Here is a 21,602-nt window from a genome sequence, read left to right as displayed (position 1 = left end):
CCTAGAAAGGGAACAGCGGGCTGAGGAAGAAACGGTCGAACCAGCCTGGCTGACTCGCATCGGCGAACGCACCGGTGCCCGAATAGGTGATGCGTGCATCGGCGACGCGGGTCGACGACACGGTGTTGTCGGTGGCGATGTCATCGGCGCGAACCAGGCCGGCAATCCGCACCAGCTCATCACCGGTGTTGAGGGTCAGCCACTTCTCGCCACGCACGGCGATAATGCCGTTGGGCAACACGTCGGCGACGGTCACGGTGATCGAGCCGGTCAGGCTGTTGCTCTGGCCGGACTTGCTGTCGCCCTTGGTCGCACGGTCGGCGCTATAGCCAGCGTTCAGACTCAGGTCGTTGCTACCGATCGGGTTATTGGTGGTCAGGCTGGAGCCGAACAACGAGGTCAGGCCAACACTGGTTTCACTGTTCTTGTCGATTTGCGAGTTGGCGTTTTTGCTCGCCTGGGTGCGCTCGTTCAGGGTGATGGTGATGATGTCACCGACCCGGAACGCCTTGCGGTCGCTGTACAGGTTCTGTTCGAAACCGGCCTGGTAGATCGAGCCGTTATTGGCGGCAGCCGGCAGCGGCGTGCGCGGCAACACCGGGGCGTAGTAAGGGTCATTGGGCTTGGGCGGCGGGGCGACGCAGCCCGCGAGCACGACGACCCCACTCAGTGCCAGAACAGATACAAAGCGATTCATGACCCTACCTCACGGTGTTGCAGGCGACCTCATGGCCGCCTCATAGACTTGATTACAGATTCTGCGTTACGAACGAGAGCATCTGGTCGGCGGTGGAGATCACCTTGGAGTTCATCTCGTAGGCGCGCTGAGTGGTGATCATGTTGACCATCTCTTCAACGGTGCTGACGTTGGACGTTTCCAGGGTGTTCTGCAGCGTGGTGCCGAAACCGGCGAGGCCCGGGGTGCCGACTTGCGGCGCGCCACTGGCAGCGGTTTCCAGGAACAGGTTGTTACCCACCGCTTGCAGACCGGCCGGGTTGATGAAGTCGGCGGTTTGCAGGTTGCCGATCACTTGGGAGGCCGGGTTGCCGGCAACGGTGATGGACACGGTGCCGTCACGGCCGACAGTGAAGGTCTGGGCATCGTTCGGAATGACAATCGCCGGCTCCAGGGCGAAGCCGCTGGCGTTGACGATCTGGCCGTTGGAATCCAGGTGGAACGTACCGTCACGGGTGTAGGACGTGGTGCCGTCCGGCTGCAGAATCTGAAAGAAACCGCGACCGTCGATGGCCATGTCCAACGGCTGCTCGGTGGTTTGCAGGCTACCGGCGGTGAAGTTTTTCTGGGTGCCGACGATGCGCACACCGGTACCCACTTGCAGACCCGACGGCAATTCGCTGTCCTGGGTCGACTGGGCGCCTGGCTGACGCTTGATCTGATACAGCAAGTCCTGGAACTCGGCGCGATCACGTTTGAAACCCGTGGTCGATACGTTCGCCAGGTTGTTGGAAATGGTGGTGAGGTTGGTGTCCTGGGCGGACAGACCTGTTTTGGCAACCCATAGAGCCGGAAGCATTCGATTCTCCTCGTGCGCCTGTTTTACGGCGCGACGTTCTGATAATTAGCTGATCTGCAAGACCCGAGCCATGGCCTGGTCATCGTCTTTGGCGGTGTTCATCATCTTGATGTGCAGCTCGAACTGCTTGGCCAGCGCCAGCACCGAGGTCATTTCTTCCACGGCATTGACGTTGCTCGACTCAAGAAACCCGGACACCAGCTTGACGTTGGCATCGGCCTGCGCCGGCTTGCCGTCCTTGGTGTGGATCGAACCGTCCAGGCCTTTGGTCATGTTCTTGAAGTCCGGGTTGACCAGTTTGATGCGATCGACTTCCGCCATCACGCGAGGGCCTTCGCCCATTGCACGGATGCTGATGGTGCCGTCTTCGCCGACTTCGATTTGCTGCTCGGGCGGCACGGCAATCGGCCCGCCATTGCCTACCACCGGCATACCGTTGCCGGCCCGCAGCACGCCCAGCGCGTCAACGTTGAGGCTGCCAGTGCGCACGTAGCTTTCACCGCCATCGGGGTTCTGCACGGCGATCCAGCCATTGCCTTGCACCGCGACATCGAGGTCGCGACCGGTTTCCACCAGCGAGCCCGCAGAGAAGTCGGTGGCCGGACGTTCGCTCAGGGCAAACGCACGCGCCGGAAAGCTGTCACCAAACACCGGCATCGAACGGGCCTGTTCCAGGTCCTTCTGAAAACCGTTGGTAGAGATGTTCGCCAGGTTGTTGGCATGAGCCTTCTGCGCCAGTGCATTCTGGCTGGCGCCGGTCATTGCCACATAAAGGTACTTGTCCACACTCTTTCCTCTGCATGCCGGACGTTTGCCGCCCACCGCTGTACTGCTGAGCCATAAGCAATTTGCAGACCAACTTTTTTCTGGCGGCACAGGGCCCGGCAAACAAAGGACTTGAGGGATTCAGAGAGGATTGGGGGAATGTGTCAAAGACGAAAAACCGGCGCGATCATGCCGTTTGGCGGCAACACAGAGAACGCCGAGGCCGAATCGGCTACCAGCCTTTGACCCCGCTCATGTCGGGTAACTTGTGAGCAATGCCCTTATGACAGTCGATACAGGTGGCTTGACCCGAGGCCAGTGACGTGGAATGCATATTGGCGGCGCGTTTGCCCTGACGGGTGAAATCCATGAATTCGAAGTTATGGCAATTGCGGCACTCTCGGGAGTCGTTTGCCTTGAGCCGTCCCCACTCGTGCTCGGCCAGCTCACGCCGCATACCGACAAACTTTTCGCGGCTATCAATCGTTCCGAACACCTTTCCCCACACCTCTTTGGAAGCCTGCATCTTGCGGGCAATCTTATGGGTCCACTCATGGGGGACGTGACAGTCCGGACAGGTAGCTCGTACGCCAGAGCGATTGGTGTAGTGAATGGTTTCCTGCAGTTCGACAAAAACGTTGTCGCGCATTTCATGGCAGGAAATGCAGAACTTCTCGGTATTGGTCGCTTCCAGCGCGGTGTTGAAACCACCCCAGAAAATCACCCCGGCAACAAACCCACCGAGCGTCAGAAAACCCAGGCTGTAATGCACACTGGGTCGACGCAGAATCCCCCAATAGTCTTTGAGCAGGACAAGCAAGGATTTCATGGCCTCTCCTCAAGGTTTCTGTTGGCCGTTGATTTCGTCTTGCAGCACCTGGTCAATGTTCTTGAAGCTATTGCCCACCAGTGGCTTAACGTCTTTCTGTGGCACGTGACACTGATTGCAGAAATACCGACGTGGCGAAACGGCTGCCAGCGCCTGACCATCACGGTCCATGTAGTGGGTGATACTGATCATCGGCGCCTGAGTACGTGCGCTGTTGGCGCGGCTGTGACAGGACAGACACTTGTTACTGTTCTTGTCGATGTGATACCCCCGAATACTGTGCGGGATAGTGGGCGGCTGTTCGGGATAATTGCGCTCGCGCTTGAGGTCCTTGTTCTCGTCATCAACAATCGGCGGTGCCGGCAACTCCTGGGTCAAGGTCCCTCCGGCTCGCCGGCCATCCGGTGCAGGAGCATTCAGCGGGTAAGCGGGCTCCGTCGCAAATGCCGCGGGCATCCAAACCAACAGAGCGGCAAGCAAGGACAGCGAACGACTCTTCATCTGAGCTCTCCTTATGCCGTCTTGATCAACTCAATCCTGATCGCACATTTTTTGTAATCAGTTTGTTTGGAGATGGGGTCCGTCGCATCAAGCGTGACCTTGTTGATCAGCTTGTTGGCATCGAAGAACGGTACAAAGACCAAGCCCTGTGGTGGTTTGTTGCGCCCTCGGGTTTCGATGCGCGCACGCATCTCACCGCGTCGACTGATCAGCTTCACTTCACTGCCTCGACGGGCATTCAAGGCTTGGGCATCGGCCGGGTGCATGTAGACCAACGCGTCGGGAACCGCCTTATAAAGTTCCTCGACCCGCTGAGTCATAGTCCCGGTGTGCCAATGCTCAAGTACCCGGCCGGTACTCAACCAGAATGGAAAGTCCGCGTCGGGGGATTCCGCAGGTGGCTCGTAGGGGAGCGCGAAGATGATCGCCTTCTTGTCGGGATAGCCGTAAAACTGCACACCACTCCCCTTCTCCACATAGGGGTCATACCCTTCCCGGAAACGCCAACGTGTTTCCTTGCCCTCGACGACGGGCCATCGCAACCCGCGCTCGGTGTGGTAGCGATCAAACGGGGCCAGGTCATGACCGTGCCCACGGCCGAATTGGGCATACTCTTCGAACAACCCTTTTTGCAGGTAAAAACCAAACTCCCGGGCCTCGTCGTTTTGATAGCCCGCCTCCATCTGATCAAGCGGGAATTGATCGACCTGACCGTTCTTGAACAACACCTCATACAGGGTTTTACCCTTGTACTGCGGTGAGGCGGACAACAATTCCTCGGACCAGACCTCGTCCGTTTTAAAGCGCTTGGAAAACTCGACCAGTTGCCAGAGATCAGATTTGGCGTCACCCGGCGCCGAGACCAATTGATGCCAGAACTGCGTACGACGTTCGGCATTGCCGTAAGCACCTTCTTTCTCGACCCACATCGCGGTGGGCAGAATCAGATCGGCCGCCTGGGCGGAGACGGTGGGATACACATCCGAGACCACCACAAAGTTCTCAGGATTGCGCCAACCCGGCAGCACTTCCTGCATGATGTTCGGGCCGGCCTGCATGTTGTTGCTGGCCATCGTCCAATACACATTGAGCACGCCATCTTTGAGCATGCGGCTCTGCTGCACGGCATGAAAACCGACCTTTTCGTTGATGGTGCCCGGCGGCACTTTCCAGATTTGCTCTGCCTTGGCGCGATGCACCGGGTTGGTGACCACCAGGTCGGCCGGCAGGCGATGGGAGAACGTTCCCACTTCACGCGCCGTCCCGCAGGCCGAAGGCTGGCCCGTCAGGGAGAACGGGCTGTTGCCCGGCTCGCTGATTTTTCCGGTCAGCAGGTGGATGTTGTAAATCAGGTTATTAGCCCAGACACCCCGCGTGTGCTGGTTAAAACCCATGGTCCAGAATGAGACCACCTTGCGCTTCGGGTCGGCATACAGTTCGGCTAATGCCTTGAGACGCTCGGCCGGCACGCCGGTTTCCCTGGCGGTACGCTCAAGGGTGTAAGGTTTCACGAAAGCCGCAAATTGCTCAAAGTCGATGTCGGTCCAGGTGTTCGCCTTGGCGGCATTGCGGGCCTTCATCTCCAGCGGGTTATCGGCACGCAGGCCGTATCCGATGTCATCCGTACCTTTGGCGAACCTGGTGTGTTTGCTGACAAAATCTTTGTTGACCGAGCCGCTTTCAATGATGTGGTTGGCAATGTAATTGAGAATAAACAGGTCAGTCTGTGGCTTGAACACCATGGGAATGTCGGCCAACTCAAAACTGCGATGCTCGAATGTCGACAGTACCGCAACCTTGACGCTGGGCTGACTTAATCGGCGATCCGCCACCCGGCTCCAAAGAATCGGATGCATCTCCGCCATGTTTGAACCCCACAAAACGAACGCATCGGTAACTTCGATATCGTCATAACACCCCATCGGCTCATCGATACCAAACGTACGCATAAACCCCATGACCGCAGAGGCCATGCAATGACGCGCATTGGGGTCAATGTTATTCGTGCGAAACCCCGCCTTCATCAACTTGTTGGCCGCATAGCCTTCCCAAATGGTCCACTGACCTGAACCGAACATTGCGACGGACTCGGCTCCCTTGTTTTTCAGCGCCTCCTTAAACTTCAACTCCATGACATCAAAAGCCTGATTCCAGGACACCGGTTGAAACTCGCCTTGTTTGTCATAGTGTCCGTTGGTCATGCGCAACAACGGCTGAGTCAGGCGATCAACGCCGTACATAATCTTCGATAAGAAGTAGCCTTTGACGCAGTTCAACCCGCGATTGACCTCGGCTTTCACATCACCATGAGTGGCGACCACCCGATTGTCCTTGGTCGCCACCATGACGCTGCACCCGGTGCCGCAAAAGCGGCAAGGTGCTTTATTCCAATCCAGCGCCACCCGGTCTTCTTCGGTGATCAGGTTGCTGGCAGACGTAAACACCGGGAGCCCCGCCGCCGCTGCGGCGATCCCGGCAGCGTGGGCTTTGACAAACTCTCGCCGAGTCATAGGCATGTGTTTTCTCCCGTCACATCGAGAATTTCGTGATAAACGAGGGAGGCATTGAGCACACCGGGCAAGCTGTTGATCTGACCGATGCACTGAGAAATCTCGCTTTCTTCTTCCATCTCCAGCACAACCACCAGTTTGCCGGCAGGACTTTCCTGATGCAGTTCAACGCCATTGAGCAATCGCAAGTTAGCTTTCACCGCCTCGAACAACTCAGGACGGGCAAGCACCACCAGACTGACAATATGCAGCGTCATTTCCATGACCAGTACTCCCCGTCTTGTTGCAAAGATGGACAACAATCAATGAGGTGGGCCAGGAGGGCCGAGCAGCATTTGCAGAAACCAGACAAAGAAACCGTAACCACCCACTATCGCCACCGACAGCAATGGAAAAAAAACAACAATCAGAAAAAGGAACAGACGAGTTTCTTTGCGCACTCGCTGGGTAGGGTCATCCATTGATGGCATGGTTATCGCTCCTGCCAAACGTTGAGTTCAGCCTAGATGACCAGCCTGGCAACTTCCACGAATCGGATCAACGGTAAAGAGAAAACGTTTCAAATACGATTTAGAAGCACTAGAGAATAACTACCAGCCAACAACTTATTGTATTAATTCACTATTGAACAACGTTAACGCTCACGTTTTGCCAACTTCATAGTCACGCAACTTATTGGCAATGGTGGTATGCGAAACCCCCAACCGCTTGCCCAGTTGCCGGCTGCTCGGATGCTCGGAATACAACCGCTCCAGCACCGCCTTCTCAAAGCGCCCGACAATCTCGTCCAAGCCGCCCTCAAGGGAAAAATCGCCAAGCGGCTGACGCACGCCGTAGTCCGGCAGACGAATGTGCTCGGCTTTGACGGTGCCGCCGTCGCACAGGGAAACGGCCTGGAACAGTACGTTTTCCAATTGCCGCACGTTGCCCGGCCAATGGTAATGACTGAGCCGCTCCATCGCCGCCGGCGCCAGTTTCGGCAACGGGCAACCGATCTGCCGACTGGCCTGATCGAGGAAGTGCTCCACCAACGGCGCCAATCCGTCGAGGCATTCACGCAGCGGCGGGATGTGCAGCGAGAGCACGTTCAAGCGGTGGTACAAATCCTGGCGAAATTCACCGCGAGCGCACAGCTCGGACAAGTCCACTTGCGTTGCGCAGATCACCCGCACATCCAGATAAACCTCTTCATCACTGCCGACACGACGGAAGCAACCGTCCTGCAGAAAGCGCAGCAATTTCACCTGCAAGCGCGGGCTCATTTCGCCGACGCCATCGAGGAACAACGTACCGCCCGCCGTCAGTTCCAACAGCCCAAGCTTGCCTTCGGCCCGCGCCCCTTCGAAGGCACCGGGACCGTAGCCGAACAGTTCGGTCTCGGCCATGGACTCCGGCAGACCGGCGCAGTTGAGCGCCATCAACGGTGACTGCCCACGCGGGCTCGCCAGGTGACAGGCCCGCGCCAACAACTCTTTGCCGGTGCCGGTTTCGCCTTCTATCAATAGCGGCGCATCCAGTGGCGCCATGCGTCGCGCCTCGCGCACCACCGCCGCCATCACTTTCGAACTCTGGAAAATGCTGTCGAAGCCACGCAACTCCTGCTTACGCACGTTATAAATGCGCTCGCCTACCCGATCCGCCCGGTGCAGCGTCAATACCGCACCGGCCATGGCCTCGCTTTCGTCATGCTCCGATTGCAGCGGCGCGATGTCGGCGAGAAACACGTCGCCCTTGACCTTGACCCGCAAGCCGTTGATCCGCGACTTGTTGGCGCGCACCAGCTCCGGCAAATCGAAATCCTCGGCGTACCGCGACAGTGGAATCCCCGGCACCTCGTCCACCCGCACCCCGAGCAACTGCGCCGCCGCACGGTTGGCGGCAACGATGGAGCCCCCCATGTCGATCGACAGCACCGGAAACTCCAAGGCACCGAGCAAGGCATTGAGTTCCATGTGCCGACGCTCGCTGGGCATCAGCCCTACGCGCTTGACGCCGAACACCCCGCCAATCGCCTCGAACTTCGGACGCAACGCCTGGAACTGAATATTGATCAGGTTCGGGCAATGCAGATAGATCGCATTACCGTGCTCACCGCCCACTTCGCCACGGGCGACGTTGATCCCGTACTCGACCAGCAGGTTGAGAATGTCGCGCAGGATACCGATGCGGTTCTGGCAGTGAACTTTGATACGCATATAAAGGCCCGTAACAGCGGTGAGTGAGGTTGATGCCGAGCGCATAACCTGTGGGGTATTCGCAGTGCACCCGAACGTTTTTTTTGCCGAGCGGCTCAGTTAGTCGTCAAGATTATGTGACAGGTAGAGCGCTTTTCAAACCCGGAAAACTCAATACTTGCGCCATAGCGATCAATCCGTAACGAATACTTTACGAAAAGCGCAGATTTTTCCTACATGCAACGGTATTCACCTGCTGCAACACCGCACTCCTTGGGGTATTTCTAGGTCTATAGCTGTACACACAACAAGAACGAATCCCCTAGCAGGAGAGCAGCATGAAGCAGACGCAATACGTGGCTCGTGAGCCCGATGCGCAAGGTTTTATCGACTACCCCGCCGAAGAACACGCGGTGTGGAACACGCTGATCACTCGCCAGCTGAAAGTGGTCGAGGGCCGTGCGTGCCAGGAATACCTGGACGGTATCGAAAAACTCGGTCTGCCCCACGACCGCATTCCGCAACTCGGTGAAATCAACAAGGTCCTCGGTGAAACCACCGGTTGGCAGGTTGCCCGAGTCCCCGCGCTGATTCCCTTCCAGACCTTTTTCGAATTGCTGGCGAACAAGCAGTTTCCGGTGGCGACGTTTATTCGTACCCGCGAAGAGCTGGATTACCTGCAAGAACCGGACATTTTCCACGAGATCTTTGGCCACTGTCCGTTGCTGACCAACCCCTGGTTCGCCGAATTCACCCACACCTACGGCAAACTTGGCCTACAGGCTTCCAAGGAAGAACGCGTGTACCTGGCGCGCCTGTACTGGATGACCATCGAGTTCGGCCTGGTCGACACCCCGCAAGGCCTGCGCATCTACGGTGGCGGTATTTTGTCCTCGCCAAAAGAAACCGTTTACTGCCTGTCGGACGAGCCTGAGCATCAGGCGTTCGACCCGCTGGAATGCATGCGCACGCCGTACCGCATCGACATCTTGCAACCGTTGTACTTTGTTCTGCCGAACCTCAAGCGCCTGTTCGATCTGGCCCACGAAGACATCATGGGCATGGTCAAGCAAGGTATGCAGTTGGGGTTGCGCGCACCGAAATTTCCGCCAAAGCCCAAAGCGGCCTGAGCAGATCCCGCTCGCGACTTGCGCGCAAAGATAGTAATTTCCAACAAGAATCGAATTCAGGAATACACCATGAACGCTCTGAACCAAGCCCATTGCGAAGCCTGCCGCGCCGATGCCCCTCAGGTCAGCGACGAAGAATTGCCGATCCTGATCAAGCAAATCCCTGACTGGAACATCGAAGTCCGCGACAGCGTGATGCAGCTGGAAAAAGTTTTCCTGTTCAAGAATTTCAAACACGCGCTGGCGTTCACCAACGCCGTCGGTGAAATCTCCGAGGCCGAAGGTCACCACCCGGGCCTGCTGACCGAGTGGGGCAAAGTCACCGTGACTTGGTGGAGCCACTCCATCAAAGGCCTGCACCGCAACGACTTCATCATGGCCGCGCGCACTGACGAAGTGGCGAAGAACGCCGAGGGCCGCAAATAATGCATTTCGACGCCATCGGTCGAGTACCCGGCGACCCGATTCTCGGCCTGATGGAGGCCTATGCGCTGGACCCTAACCCGCGCAAATTCGACCTCGGCGTGGGTGTCTATAAAGACGCCCAGGGCCTGACGCCAATCCCCGAAGCGGTGAAGCTCGCCGAGCAGCACTTGGTGGAGCGTCAATCCACCAAGACCTACATCGGCGGCCACGGCAATGTAGCGTTCGGCAAGGTCATCAACGAGTTGGTGCTTGGCGCTGACTCGGCGCTGATCGCCGAACAACGAGCCGGTGCCACTCAAACGCCGGGCGGCACTGGCGCATTGCGTTTGAGCGCCGACTTCATCGCCCAATGCCTGCCGGGCCGTGGCGTGTGGCTGAGCAACCCGACCTGGCCGATCCACGAAACCATTTTCGCGGCGGCCGGGGTCAAGATCAGTCATTACCCGTACGTGGGCAGCGATAACCGTCTCGATGTGGAAGCGATGCTGGCGGTGCTCAATGAAGCCCCCAAGGGCGATGTGGTTCTGCTGCATGCCTGCTGCCACAACCCGACCGGTTTCGACCTGTCCCATGACGATTGGCGTCGGGTGCTGGACGTGGTGCGCAGTCGCGATTTGCTGCCACTGATCGACTTCGCTTATCAGGGTTTCGGCGACGGCCTGGAGCAAGATGCCTGGTCGACCCGGCTGTTCGCCGCCGAGTTGCCGGAAGTGCTGATCACCAGTTCCTGCTCGAAGAACTTCGGCTTGTACTGCGACCGCACCGGCGCACTGATTGTCTGCGCACAAACCGCCGACAAACTGGTGGATATCCGCAGCCAACTGGCCAACATCGCCCGTAACCTGTGGTCGACGCCACCGGATCATGGCGCCGCCGTTGTCGCGACCATCCTCAGCGATCCAGAGCTGAAAAGCCGCTGGGCCGACGAAGTGGAAGCCATGCGTTTGCGTATCGCCCAGTTGCGCAGTGGTCTGGTCGAAGCGCTTGAACCCCATGGCTTGCGCGAGCGATTTGCGCACATCGGTGTGCAACGCGGGATGTTTTCCTACACCGGTTTGTCGCCGGAGCAGGTCAAACAACTGCGCGAGCATCACAGCGTGTACATGGTCAGTTCAGGCCGGGCGAACGTTGCCGGGATCGACGCTACGCGTCTGGACTTGCTGGCCGAGGCTATCGCTGAGGTCTGCAAGTAACCCGATGCAATGGCGAGCTCCCTGTGGCGAGGGAGCTTGCTCCCGCTCGAGCGCGTAGCGGTCGCAAAAACCGCACCGAGTTCTAACGCAAACAACTCATTGCCTGCATTGGGGCCGCTCCGCAGCCCAGCGGGAGCAAGCTCCCTCGCCACAGTAGGTCTTCGTCCCCCTTGTAGACCTGTCTAGACAATCCCATCCGTCGCAACAATTGGATATAAAAGTCTTTTTGTCATTTCTCCTGCTGTATCCTGCGCAGGCTTTTTAAAAGCGCGGATCTACCAGATCTATCAACAGACTTAGCGAGGAGCGCGAACATGCACGAGATCCCTAATCTCCCCTTCCCAAGCCTGCACGAAACTGAGCAGACAACCACGCAACAAGCCGGTGCCCAACAGCCCGAGACGAAAGAAGCACCTGAACGCCGCCAGGCCGACAGCGAAGACTGATACCTGCACGACCAGACCGTGTGGAAAGCGCTAATATGCGCTTTCCACACCGCCTGAACCTTGAGCTTTCCCATGACCGATGAATCCAGCGTCACATTCAACGAGGCTCAGGCCAGCGTCCTGATCGGCACCGCCGAGAAGATGATCGAGATCTGGAACCGCCTTTCCCCCGAGAAACAAGCCGCCCTGCTCGCCCGCTTCGGCAGCGAAGAAAACGCCTTGGCTGCCTTGGTCACGACGCAATTGGTTGCCCCCGCAAAATCCTGATTATCCCCATCCGGCAAATAGTTTTACTTTTCCACGCCCCGCGACCGTCCGCGCCGCTATCATAAGCAGCCTATCTATCCAGCTGCCCCGTGGACCTTTTACCCATGTCAGAAACCCAGCGCCCCATGGCGGTCACGCTGCAAGTCGTCTCCATTGTCCTGTTCACGTTCATCGGTTACCTGAATATCGGCATTCCCCTGGCCGTATTGCCGGGCTATGTCCACAGCGACCTCGGTTTCGGCGCCGTGATCGCCGGGCTGGTAATCAGCGTGCAATACCTCGCCACCCTGCTCAGCCGCCCTTACGCCGGGCGCATCATCGATAACAAGGGCAGCAAACTGGCGGTGATGTATGGCCTCGCCGGCTGCGGTTTGAGCGGTGTATTCATGTTGATTTCGGCCTGGACGCAAAGCCTGCCCATGTTGAGCCTGATCAGCCTGTTGATCGGCCGACTGGTGCTCGGCAGCGCGGAAAGCCTGGTCGGTTCCGGCTCGATCGGCTGGGGCATCGGCCGGGTCGGCGCGGCGAATACCGCCAAAGTCATTTCCTGGAACGGCATCGCCAGTTACGGCGCGCTGGCGGTCGGCGCGCCGCTGGGGGTGCTGCTGGTGAGTCAACTGGGTTTGTGGAGCATGGGCGTGAGCATCGTGCTGCTGGCCGTTCTGGGCTTGGCGCTGGCCTGGCCAAAAACCGCTGCACCGATCGTTGTCGGCGAACGCCTGCCGTTCATGCATGTGCTGGGGCGCGTGCTGCCTCACGGCTGCGGTCTGGCCTTGGGTTCCATCGGCTTTGGCACCATCGCCACATTCATTACCCTGTATTACGCCACTCAGCACTGGTCCAACGCGGTGCTGTGCCTGAGCCTGTTCGGCGCCAGTTTCATCGGTGCGCGATTGCTGTTCGGTAACCTGATCAACCGCCTCGGCGGCTTTCGCGTGGCGATTGCCTGCCTCTCGGTTGAAACCCTCGGGTTACTGCTGCTGTGGCTGGCACCCGATGCCCATTGGGCACTGGCCGGCGCGGCGCTGAGCGGTTTCGGCTTCTCACTGGTGTTCCCGGCGTTGGGCGTGGAAGCGGTCAACCTGGTGCCCGCCTCCAGCCGTGGCGCGGCGGTTGGGGCGTATTCACTGTTTATCGATTTGTCGCTGGGGATTACCGGACCGCTGGCGGGTGCGATTGCAGCGGGGTTCGGTTTTGCCTCGATCTTCCTGTTTGCCGCCCTCGCCGCTTTGAGCGGATTGATGCTGAGCGTTTATCTGTACCGGCAGGCACCCAAGTATCGCGAAGAAAGAGAAGCGCGTTAGAAATCCACCTTGCCACGCCCTGCCTTGATGCTGCCACGCTTGGTCTTGGATTCGAGTCGACGCTTCTTCGAACCGAGGGTCGGCTTGGTCGGGCGGCGTTTCTTTTCCACTTTGATGGCGCTGAGAATCAACTCGGTCAACCGCTCCAGCGCATCGGCGCGGTTCTGCTCCTGCGTGCGGTACTGCTGGGCCTTGATGATCAACACACCTTCGCTGGTGATGCGACTGTCACGCAGCGCCAGCAGCCGTTCCTTGTAGAACTCGGGCAAGGACGAGGCCGGAATGTCGAAGCGCAGGTGCACGGCGCTGGAGACCTTGTTGACGTTCTGCCCACCGGCGCCTTGCGCACGAATGGCCGTCAACTCGATCTCGGCATCCGGCAGATGCACATTGTTGGAAATCACCAGCATGGAAAAAAGTCCGTATTCAGAACTAGAAGGATACCGCGAATAGACAGAATGAATGCGGCCCCTGTGGGAGCGTGGCTTGCCCGCGATGAACGATAACGCGGTATGCCTGATGAACCGCGGCGCCTGAATCGCGGGCAAGCCACGCTCCCACAGGATTTTGTATGGACCCTATAAATGACAAACCCGGCACATGGCCGGGTTTGTTGTTTCTGCGCTTTGCACTTACTTGGCAGCGGAACCTGCAGCCTGCAACGCCTGCTGGGCGCTGCGCTTGTTCTTGATGCCGTAGCAGACCCACATGAACGCGACCCACACCGGGATCGCATACACCGAGATCTGGATCCCCGGGATCAGCAGCATCACGCCAAGGATGAACACCACGAACGCCAGGCAAACATAGTTGCCGTACGGGTACCACAGGGCCTTGAACAACGGCGTCTGTTTGGTCTTGTTCATGTGCTGGCGGAACTTGAAGTGCGAGAAGCTGATCATCGCCCAGTTGATTACCAGGGTGGCCACAACCAACGACATCAACAGTTCCAGCGCGTTTTGCGGGATCAGGTAGTTCAGCAACACCGCGATCAACGTCACAGCGGCCGACGCCAGGATCGAACGCACCGGCACGCCACGCTTGTCGATCTTCGACAAGGCCTTCGGCGCATCGCCCTGCTCGGCCATGCCCAGCAGCATGCGGCTGTTGCAGTAGGTGCCGCTGTTGTACACCGACAGCGCCGCGGTCAGGACCACGAAGTTGAGAATGTGCGCGGCGGTGTTGCTGCCGAGCATCGAGAACACTTGCACGAACGGGCTGCCGCTATAAGCGTCGCCGGAAGCATTCAGGGTTGCCAACAGACTGTCCCAAGGGGTCAGCGACAGCAGGACTACCAGCGCACCGATGTAGAAAATCAGGATCCGGTAGATCACCTGATTGATCGCTTTCGGGATCACGGTTTTCGGCTTGTCGGCTTCAGCGGCGGTGAAACCAAGCATTTCCAGACCGCCGAAGGAGAACATGATGATCGCCATGGCCATCACCAGACCGCTGACGCCGTTCGGGAAGAAACCGCCGTGTTCCCACAGGTTGGTCACCGAGGCTTGCGGGCCGCCATGGCCGCTGACCAGCAAATAGCTGCCCAGGGCAATCATGCCGACAATCGCCACAACCTTGATGATCGCGAACCAGAACTCGGCCTCACCGAAGACTTTGACGTTGGCCAGGTTGATCAGGTTGATCAATACGAAGAACCCGGCTGCCGATACCCAAGTCGGGATATCCGGCGCCCAGTAGTGAATGTATTTGCCGACCGCGGTCAGCTCCGACATGCCCACCAGGATGTACAGAATCCAGCAGTTCCAGCCCGACAGGAAACCGGCAAAACCGCCCCAGTATTTGTGGGCGAAGTGGCTGAACGAACCAGCGACCGGCTCTTCGACAATCATTTCGCCGAGTTGGCGCATGATCATGAAAGCAATGAAGCCGCAGATGGCGTAGCCGAGGATCATCGACGGGCCGGCGGATTTGAGCACGCCTGCCGAGCCGAGGAACAACCCGGTACCGATCGCGCCACCGAGGGCGATCAGTTGAATATGGCGATTTTTCAGGCCGCGTTTCAGCTCGCCTGAATGCGAGTTTTGTCCACTCATGAAAAAGGTCTCACGCAAGGTTTGATGATGTTCAGTAGACGTTGCTGCTCAGTTGCGATTTCAAGCAGCGCCGATCAAACCCCAGCGCAGGCACCAGGAGTTCAGCGTTTTTACGACAGTCATGCGTCACCTGTTTGTTTTTATCTGTGACGAAATCGAACCCGACACGCTCGTGACGCGGCGGAGTGAACAAGGCGGATAGCCTTGAGGTTTGCGCGATTGCGCAGAAGGTCACAGTTAAAACGCGGCGCATTGTACACCTGTAACCCCCTGCTGCCAGACACCGCTGGATCAGCGCGTCGGTTGCCGGGATTGCCTGTGTCCGCCTCGAGGGTCTCGGGCGACTGCAAAAATTGAGTCAGACCTTTGCAGGTCATCGATAAGGGCAGCGGAAAAATCGCCCTTTGGGGAGAGATGGAGATGAGTCACGGCGTTCATTGCGCCTCCTTCTTGTTATGCACCTGCACGACAGGCATGGGGCGCATCTCACCCTTCATACGCTGCTGAAACAAGCGTGCCAGAGCCCTTGAAGACCACAAACCCGGCGGTTGGCGGAAGGTTTTCCTTACAGACCTTTCCTCGGCAGCATTCCATGGGGTTTGAGACGGGTTTTCGTAACGTTTTATTTACAAGGCGTAACGCAAGTTTTCCAAATCAGATCCAAGAGGTCACTGACTGTAAATTGACGATAGGAAGCTTCCTAAGGAAATGTCCTGCTTAGTTTTCTGTTTTTTATTAAGAAAACTGGCTTTCGAAAAATGGAATAAATAGTTCAAATGAAAATTGTTCAATTATTTTTTTGCATTCTAAAACCCTGTGAACTAGGTTTTCAGCGACTTGCCGAGCCGCATCGACCGGCACGTTGACGCGCTGTTCAACGAGTGAAAAGCACGCCACTGCTCTTATCAAAAGTGTTCTTACCGAAGAAATCATCTAGGAGATTCACCATGCAAGCACTGGACAAAGACTTGGACACTGAACTGCAACTGGACGATTGGTTTGAAGCCCCAACCCATGATGCCGCCGTCGAAATGATGCAAGCCGACGCGGTTGTTCCGTTCGGCACGGCGATGTGGCCTCTGTAAGACATCCCGGCAGGCACGATCCGGCCGGTCGTGCCTGCCACTTTCTCGGTTTGTCAGGGAGGACTACATGGATAAGCAACGCGCCATCTCGCATTTCCTTTACTACCTCGAACATCACCCTGCCGTTGCCGGTATCAACCCGGCGAAGGTTTTGCTCGGCCATACCGCTGATTACGAGGCACACACCTGCGCCATCGCCGAACAGGCCGGTAACAGCCCACGGTTCAGCTTCAGCGCGATGCGCCTGGACCTCGAACCCACGCAATTGCTGACCCAGGCGATTACCGACAGCGATCTGTACATTTTCTTCTACGATTCTTCCACCCTGCCCAACCCGCGTCCCGACGGCCCGGACTTTGTCCGTGCGCTGCAAGGCGTGATGGCGCAGAACTGGAAGAAGTCATTGCTGTTCAAGGATTACGGCGATTACTTCTACGACACCTTCAGTGTCACCCCGCAGCGAATTGCCGGGTTGAACAGCCACTTGATCCAGCGCATGTCTCACGCCACCACCCTGAGTTTCAAAGATGATCATGGGTCGTGGTTCGAAACACCCTTGAGCAGTATCAAGAAGTGGACCGACATCAACGGTATCGGCAACTTCGACCTGGCGCCCGGCGAGATCGCGACTCATAGCGAGGCCATTAATGGGCGGGTGAAGTTTATGGGGACTTTCCTCAGCACGATTCCATTTGCCCGCAAGTACGGCGTATTGGCGTCACCGCTGGAGTTGTGGATAGAGAACTCGACCATCAGCAAAATCGCCACCGATGTGCCGGGGCTGGAACATGACTTCAACAAGTACCTGGACGCCAATCCGTCCAATCGGCGAATCGAGGAGTTGGGGATCGGCACCAACGAAGGCGTGAAAGATTTGTATGCGCGCAATGCCGGGTTCGAGGAGCGCCATTGCGGCTTGCACCTTGGGCTGGGCGGTGGCGCCAAGGGCAGCCATCATTTGGACCTGATCTTCTCCGGTGGCGTGTTGGCGCTGGATGATGACCCGCTGTTTGATGGACGGTTTGTGTTTTAAGCAACACCTGACCCTGTGGCGAGGGAGCTTGCTCCCGCTCGGCTGCGCAGCAGCCGCAAAACCTGCTGACGCGGTTTACCAGACAACGGGGTGAATGATTCTGGGGCCGCTTCGCGACCCAGCGGGAGCAAGCTCCCTCGCCACAGGTTCACCTGCTTTCTGAAAACCGGTTTGTCAGACCCAAAAAAAACGCCATCCCGAGGGATGGCGTTTTTCATGCAGCGCTTACCGATTACTCAGGCTTGCGACGACCAAAGCCCGGACGCTGGCCGGAGCCGGCTGGCGCACCGCGGCGCTTGCCCGATGGCGCGTCACGGTCGACCAGCACGATGCCTGGACGTTTCTTCGGCGCCGGCTTGGCCGGGCGCTTGGTATCGGCCGGGCGGTCTGCCACGGGCGTACCACGACCGGCAGGCGCGCCGCGATCGCTACGACCACCGGACGGAGCACCACGGCCTTCGCCACGTTCAGTGCGACCGTTGGCCGGACGTGGCGTGCGTGGGCCGCGCTCGCCGTCCTGACGTGGCGCTGGCTTGCGGGCCGGACGTTCGCCTTCGATCTGTGGCTCGCGGGATTCGCGCGGAGCAACAGCTGTCTGGCCACCGGCTGCTGGACGCAACGTACGCACGCGCTCGGTCTTGCCCATCGGACGCGACGATTTACGCTGCATGCGATCGAGCTTGTCTTTGCTCTTGGCGTTCATTTGCGGCATCGCCACCGGCGTCAGGCCGACCTCGGCACTCAGAACGTCGACTTCGTACTGGCTCATTTCGCGCCAGCGGCCCATCGGCAGGTCGGAGTTGAGGAACACCGGACCGAAACGCACGCGCTTCAGGCGACTGACCACCAAGCCTTGGGATTCCCACAGACGACGGACTTCGCGGTTACGACCTTCCATCACCACGCAGTGATACCAGTGGTTGAAACCTTCGCCACCCGGAGCCTGCTTGATGTCGGTGAACTTGGCCGGGCCGTCTTCGAGCACCACGCCTGCCTTCAGGCGTTCAATCATCTCGTCGTCGACTTCACCACGTACACGTACCGCGTATTCACGGTCCATTTCGTAGGATGGGTGCATCAGGCGGTTGGCCAATTCACCGTCGGTGGTGAACATCAGCAAACCGGTGGTGTTGATGTCCAGACGACCGATGTTGATCCAGCGACCTTCTTTCGGGCGCGGCATCTTGTCGAACACGGTCGGACGACCTTCAGGGTCGTTACGGGTGCAGATTTCGCCGTCGGGTTTGTTGTACATGATCACGCGGCGTACCGACTCGGCGGCTTCTTCGCGCTTGATCACCCGGCCATCGATGGTGATGGCGTCATGCAGGTCGACGCGCTGGCCGAGGGTGGCGTCTTTGCCATTGACCTTGATGCGGCCGTGGCTGATCCAGGCTTCTACGTCACGGCGCGAGCCGACGCCGATACGGGCGAGGACTTTCTGCAGCTTTTCGCCTGCTGGGCCGATTTCCTGGTCGTCTTTCTGGTCGTTGATACTCATCTGGGCACCTCCCGGTGTGGTCTGTTCAGGATGCTCTGGATTGAGGGTCCTGAAGAGTTATAAATCTGTACTTTGGCGAAGGGATCGCCGAAGGGTCGCGAATCATACGCTCATGGAGACGTTCGCGCATCAGAGACTAGCTGATCAATGGCGACTTACTTGATTTTCCGCCGACCGGTGGCACTAATTTCGACCGCCGTCGTCGATGAATTTGCAGACTCATCAAATACTCCAGTCAACACAACACCCTGTGGGAGCGGGCTTGCCCGCGATTGCGGTGGGTCAGGCAGCAATGATGTTGACTGACACTCCCTCTTCGCGGGCAAGCCCGCTCCCACAGGGATTTCCATTGCCCACCGGATTTGGGTCAATCTTCGAACTGGCGGCGCTCAGCTTCGATTGCTTCTGCCAGTGCCTTGGCTTCGGCTTCTTCGTCGGTCAGTTCGGGCTCGGGTTTCGATTGTTCGAGAGCGGCAACGGCGGCCAGGAGTTTTTCACGAGCTTCGGCGACGCCAAGAATGTCATCTTCCTGTTCTGGTTCTGGTTCTGGTTCTGGTTCTGGTTCGACTTCAGCTTCAGCTTCAGCTTCAGCTTCGACCTGAGGTTCAACTTCGACTTCAGGCTTAGGCTTAGGCTCTGCCAACTCCCCTTCGGTCTCGGTCACCGCCCCATCCCGCAGCAAATCGTCGAAGTCAGTCTTGAGCCCCTCCTCCATGGTGTCCAGTTCCAGCAACAGTGTGTGGAAACTGGTTTCTTCCTTGGGCTCCTCCGGTTCAGCGCTGGCATCGGCCAGTTCTTGCAACCCGGCCGGAACCGGTGCGTCGTCGAAATCGAGGACAGGATCAGGTTCCAGCTCACGCAGTTCAGCGAGTGGCGGCAAATCGTCGAGATTCTTCAGGTTGAAGTGATCGAGAAACGCCTTGGTGGTGGCGAACATCGCGGGTTTGCCGGGTACGTCGCGGTAACCGACGATGCGGATCCACTCACGTTCCAGCAGGGTTTTGACGATGTGGCTGTTGACGGCCACGCCGCGCACGTCTTCGATCTCGCCCCGGGTAATTGGCTGACGATAGGCAATCAGCGCCATGGTTTCGAGCATGGCGCGGGAATAGCGCTGCGGCCGCTCTTCCCACAAACGTCCGACCCACGGCGCGAACTTTTCGCGGATCTGCAGGCGATACCCGGAGGCAACTTCCTTCAATTCGAAAGCACGGCCGTCGCAGGATTTGGCCAGAATCGTCAGCGCTTTCTTGAAAACAGGGGGCTCGGGCCGCTCGCCTTCTTCGAAGAGTTCGAACAGGCGTTCAAGCGATTGCGGTTTTCCCGAGGCCAACAGAAAGGCTTCAAGCAGTGGCGCCAGCTCGCGGGGTTCAGTCAGGTTCATGATTCAACTCGTTATTCGGCTCGGGCCCGGACATGGATCGCCGCGAACGGCTCATTCTGCACCAGCTCGACCAAGGATTCCTTGACCAGTTCGAGGATCGCCATAAAGGTCACCACCACCCCCAGGCGCCCTTCTTCAGCGGTGAACAACTCGACAAAGGGCACAAAACCACCGCCCTTGAGCCGTTCCAGCACATCGCTCATGCGCTCGCGGGTGGACAGCGCTTCACGGCTGACCTGGTGGCTTTCGAACATGTCGCCACGGCGCAAGACCTCGGCCATGGACATCAGCAACTCTTCCAGACGCACATCCGGTAACAGTTTGCGCGCCCGGGCTTCCGGGGCATCGAGCTTGGGCACCACTACGTCGCGGCCGACGCGGCTCAGGCCATCGATGCCTTCGGCAGCAGCCTTGAAGCGCTCGTACTCCTGCAAACGGCGGATCAACTCGGCGCGAGGATCGTCCTCTTCGTCTTCGATCGTTTCGGCACGAGGCAACAGCATCCGCGACTTGATCTCGGCCAGCATTGCGGCCATCACCAGGTACTCGGCGGCCAGCTCCAGGCGCACCGACTGCATCAACTCGACGTAGCCCATGTACTGACGGGTGATTTCCGCCACCGGGATGTCGAGGATGTTTATGTTCTGTTTGCGGATCAGGTACAGCAGCAAGTCGAGCGGGCCTTCGAAGGCCTCAAGAAAGACCTCGAGCGCATCCGGCGGGATGTACAGGTCCAGCGGCATTTCCATGACCGCCTGGCCATAGACCATGGCGAAAGGCAGTTCTTGCTGGGCACCGGCCTGGCTGTCGACGGGTTCTACTGCAGACATCTAGGCCTCGGCCATGAAAGGCGTAGGGTCGCCGCAACCGACGCGGATGACTTCCGGTTCGCCGTCGGCGAGGCTGATCACGGTGGAGGCCTTGATCCCGCCGAAACCGCCGTCGATGATCAGGTCGACCTGATGCTCGAGCAACTGGCGCATTTCGTAAGGATCGCTCAACGGATCGGTGTCGCCAGGCATGATCAGGGTCACGCTCATCAGCGGCTCGCCGAGTTCTTCCAGCAATGCCAGGGCAATAGGATGGCTTGGCACACGCAGGCCGATGGTGCGTTTTTTCGGGTGCAGCAACAACCGCGGGACTTCGCGGGTGGCGTTGAGAATGAAGGTGTAAGGGCCAGGCAAGTGAGCCTTGAGCACCCGGAAGGTGCCGGTGTCGATCTTGGCAAACAGCCCCAACTGCGACAGGTCGCTGCAGATCAGCGCGAAGTTATGCTTATCATCCAGCTGACGTAGCCGGCGCACGCGCTCCACGGCGTTTTTGTCGCCGATCTGGCAACCAATGGCGTAGGAAGAGTCTGTGGGATAAATCACCACCCCGCCGTTGCGGATGATCTCGACAGCCTGTTTGATCAGGCGCGCTTGCGGGTTTTCCGGATGAATCTGGAAAAATTGACTCACATTTT

General features: G+C 58.3%; 23 protein-coding genes. 8 read left to right on the top strand and 15 right to left on the bottom strand.

Features of this window, described 5'->3' with window-relative positions; genetic code table 11:
- Position 1: 1 nt before the first annotated feature.
- The 9 genes from flgH to AB3226_RS22655 form a co-directional block, all read right to left on the bottom strand.
- Positions 2-697: a flagellar basal body L-ring protein FlgH gene (gene flgH / locus AB3226_RS22695; RefSeq protein ID WP_367374691.1), complete on the bottom strand. Its 696-nt coding sequence runs from the start codon at positions 695-697 to the stop codon at positions 2-4.
- A gap of 52 nt (positions 698-749) precedes the next feature.
- The gene (gene flgG / locus AB3226_RS22690) at positions 750-1,535 is read right to left on the bottom strand and encodes a flagellar basal-body rod protein FlgG (protein WP_008011001.1); all 786 of its coding nucleotides are present in this window, start codon (positions 1,533-1,535) and stop codon (positions 750-752) included.
- Between the two features lie 45 nt (positions 1,536-1,580).
- A complete protein-coding gene (locus tag AB3226_RS22685) occupies positions 1,581-2,321 on the bottom strand; it encodes a flagellar basal body rod protein FlgF (protein ID WP_367374690.1) in 741 nt (246 codons plus the stop codon).
- A 211-nt stretch (positions 2,322-2,532) separates the two neighbouring features.
- Positions 2,533-3,129 (bottom strand): cytochrome c3 family protein, encoded by a 597-nt coding sequence (locus AB3226_RS22680; RefSeq protein WP_367374689.1) that lies wholly within the window; start codon positions 3,127-3,129, stop codon positions 2,533-2,535.
- A gap of 9 nt (positions 3,130-3,138) precedes the next feature.
- Positions 3,139-3,630, bottom strand: a complete 492-nt coding sequence (locus AB3226_RS22675) for a nitrate reductase cytochrome c-type subunit (protein WP_367374688.1) — start codon at positions 3,628-3,630, stop codon at positions 3,139-3,141.
- Positions 3,631-3,641: 11 nt separating this feature from the next.
- Positions 3,642-6,146 (bottom strand): nitrate reductase catalytic subunit NapA, encoded by a 2,505-nt coding sequence (gene napA / locus AB3226_RS22670; RefSeq protein ID WP_367375834.1) that lies wholly within the window; start codon positions 6,144-6,146, stop codon positions 3,642-3,644.
- Positions 6,137-6,403 carry a chaperone NapD gene (locus AB3226_RS22665; protein WP_367374687.1) on the bottom strand — a complete coding sequence of 89 codons (267 nt, stop codon included), beginning with the start codon at positions 6,401-6,403 and terminating at the stop codon, positions 6,137-6,139. Before AB3226_RS22665 ends, napA begins: the two co-directional genes overlap by 10 nt.
- A 39-nt stretch (positions 6,404-6,442) precedes the next feature.
- Positions 6,443-6,610: a periplasmic nitrate reductase, NapE protein gene (locus AB3226_RS22660; RefSeq protein WP_367374686.1), complete on the bottom strand. Its 168-nt coding sequence runs from the start codon at positions 6,608-6,610 to the stop codon at positions 6,443-6,445.
- A gap of 171 nt (positions 6,611-6,781) precedes the next feature.
- Positions 6,782-8,335 (bottom strand): sigma-54-dependent transcriptional regulator, encoded by a 1,554-nt coding sequence (locus AB3226_RS22655; protein ID WP_367374685.1) that lies wholly within the window; start codon positions 8,333-8,335, stop codon positions 6,782-6,784.
- 317 nt (positions 8,336-8,652) lie between these two features.
- On the opposite strand from AB3226_RS22655, the gene phhA reads away from it, so the two are divergent.
- The 6 genes from phhA (at position 8,653) to AB3226_RS22625 (ending at position 13,080) form a co-directional block, all read left to right on the top strand.
- Complete coding sequence (gene phhA, locus AB3226_RS22650) at positions 8,653-9,444, top strand: phenylalanine 4-monooxygenase (RefSeq protein WP_367374684.1); 792 nt, start codon at positions 8,653-8,655, stop codon at positions 9,442-9,444.
- 69 nt (positions 9,445-9,513) lie between these two features.
- Entirely contained in the window at positions 9,514-9,870 is a 357-nt protein-coding gene (locus tag AB3226_RS22645; RefSeq protein ID WP_007902503.1) for a 4a-hydroxytetrahydrobiopterin dehydratase, read from the top strand.
- A complete protein-coding gene (locus AB3226_RS22640) occupies positions 9,867-11,063 on the top strand; it encodes an amino acid aminotransferase (protein ID WP_367375833.1) in 1,197 nt (398 codons plus the stop codon). Before AB3226_RS22645 ends, AB3226_RS22640 begins: the two co-directional genes overlap by 4 nt.
- A 314-nt stretch (positions 11,064-11,377) precedes the next feature.
- A complete protein-coding gene (locus tag AB3226_RS22635) occupies positions 11,378-11,509 on the top strand; it encodes a hypothetical protein (RefSeq protein ID WP_007902501.1) in 132 nt (43 codons plus the stop codon).
- A 72-nt stretch (positions 11,510-11,581) separates the two neighbouring features.
- The gene (locus tag AB3226_RS22630; RefSeq protein ID WP_217858386.1) at positions 11,582-11,776 is read left to right on the top strand and encodes a hypothetical protein; all 195 of its coding nucleotides are present in this window, start codon (positions 11,582-11,584) and stop codon (positions 11,774-11,776) included.
- Between the two features lie 104 nt (positions 11,777-11,880).
- Positions 11,881-13,080 (top strand): MFS transporter, encoded by a 1,200-nt coding sequence (locus AB3226_RS22625; RefSeq protein WP_367374683.1) that lies wholly within the window; start codon positions 11,881-11,883, stop codon positions 13,078-13,080.
- Here the strand turns inward: AB3226_RS22625 and arfB are convergent.
- Together arfB and AB3226_RS22615 are read right to left on the bottom strand one after the other, a co-directional pair.
- Positions 13,077-13,490: an alternative ribosome rescue aminoacyl-tRNA hydrolase ArfB gene (arfB, locus tag AB3226_RS22620; RefSeq protein WP_367374682.1), complete on the bottom strand. Its 414-nt coding sequence runs from the start codon at positions 13,488-13,490 to the stop codon at positions 13,077-13,079. The two genes, AB3226_RS22625 and arfB, sit on opposite strands and share 4 nt — an antisense overlap.
- 222 nt (positions 13,491-13,712) lie before the next feature.
- The gene (locus AB3226_RS22615) at positions 13,713-15,134 is read right to left on the bottom strand and encodes an amino acid permease (protein WP_367374681.1); all 1,422 of its coding nucleotides are present in this window, start codon (positions 15,132-15,134) and stop codon (positions 13,713-13,715) included.
- A 947-nt stretch (positions 15,135-16,081) separates the two neighbouring features.
- Here AB3226_RS22615 and AB3226_RS22610 point away from each other — a divergent pair.
- Both AB3226_RS22610 and AB3226_RS22605 read left to right on the top strand, forming a co-directional pair.
- Complete coding sequence (locus AB3226_RS22610) at positions 16,082-16,219, top strand: hypothetical protein (RefSeq protein WP_038979531.1); 138 nt, start codon at positions 16,082-16,084, stop codon at positions 16,217-16,219.
- Between the two features lie 67 nt (positions 16,220-16,286).
- Complete coding sequence (locus tag AB3226_RS22605) at positions 16,287-17,252, top strand: leucyl aminopeptidase (RefSeq protein ID WP_367374680.1); 966 nt, start codon at positions 16,287-16,289, stop codon at positions 17,250-17,252.
- 232 nt (positions 17,253-17,484) lie between these two features.
- Here AB3226_RS22605 and rluB read toward each other — a convergent pair whose 3' ends face one another.
- From rluB to AB3226_RS22585, 4 genes are all read right to left on the bottom strand, one after another.
- Entirely contained in the window at positions 17,485-18,753 is a 1,269-nt protein-coding gene (rluB, locus tag AB3226_RS22600) for a 23S rRNA pseudouridine(2605) synthase RluB (RefSeq protein WP_367374679.1), read from the bottom strand.
- A gap of 367 nt (positions 18,754-19,120) precedes the next feature.
- Positions 19,121-20,137 carry an SMC-Scp complex subunit ScpB gene (scpB, locus tag AB3226_RS22595; protein WP_367374678.1) on the bottom strand — a complete coding sequence of 339 codons (1,017 nt, stop codon included), beginning with the start codon at positions 20,135-20,137 and terminating at the stop codon, positions 19,121-19,123.
- Positions 20,138-20,148: 11 nt separating this feature from the next.
- Entirely contained in the window at positions 20,149-20,907 is a 759-nt protein-coding gene (locus AB3226_RS22590; protein WP_258700775.1) for a ScpA family protein, read from the bottom strand.
- Between the two features lie 60 nt (positions 20,908-20,967).
- Positions 20,968-21,597 carry an L-threonylcarbamoyladenylate synthase gene (locus tag AB3226_RS22585; protein WP_367374677.1) on the bottom strand — a complete coding sequence of 210 codons (630 nt, stop codon included), beginning with the start codon at positions 21,595-21,597 and terminating at the stop codon, positions 20,968-20,970.
- Between the last annotated feature and the right edge of the window lie 5 nt (positions 21,598-21,602).

Origin of the sequence: Pseudomonas lini (assembly GCF_964063345.1) — a bacterium.
GTDB classification, from domain to species: domain Bacteria; phylum Pseudomonadota; class Gammaproteobacteria; order Pseudomonadales; family Pseudomonadaceae; genus Aquipseudomonas; species Aquipseudomonas lini_B.
The sequence above is the reverse complement of the archived record's forward strand: the minus strand, read 5'-3'. Positions and strand labels throughout refer to the sequence as shown.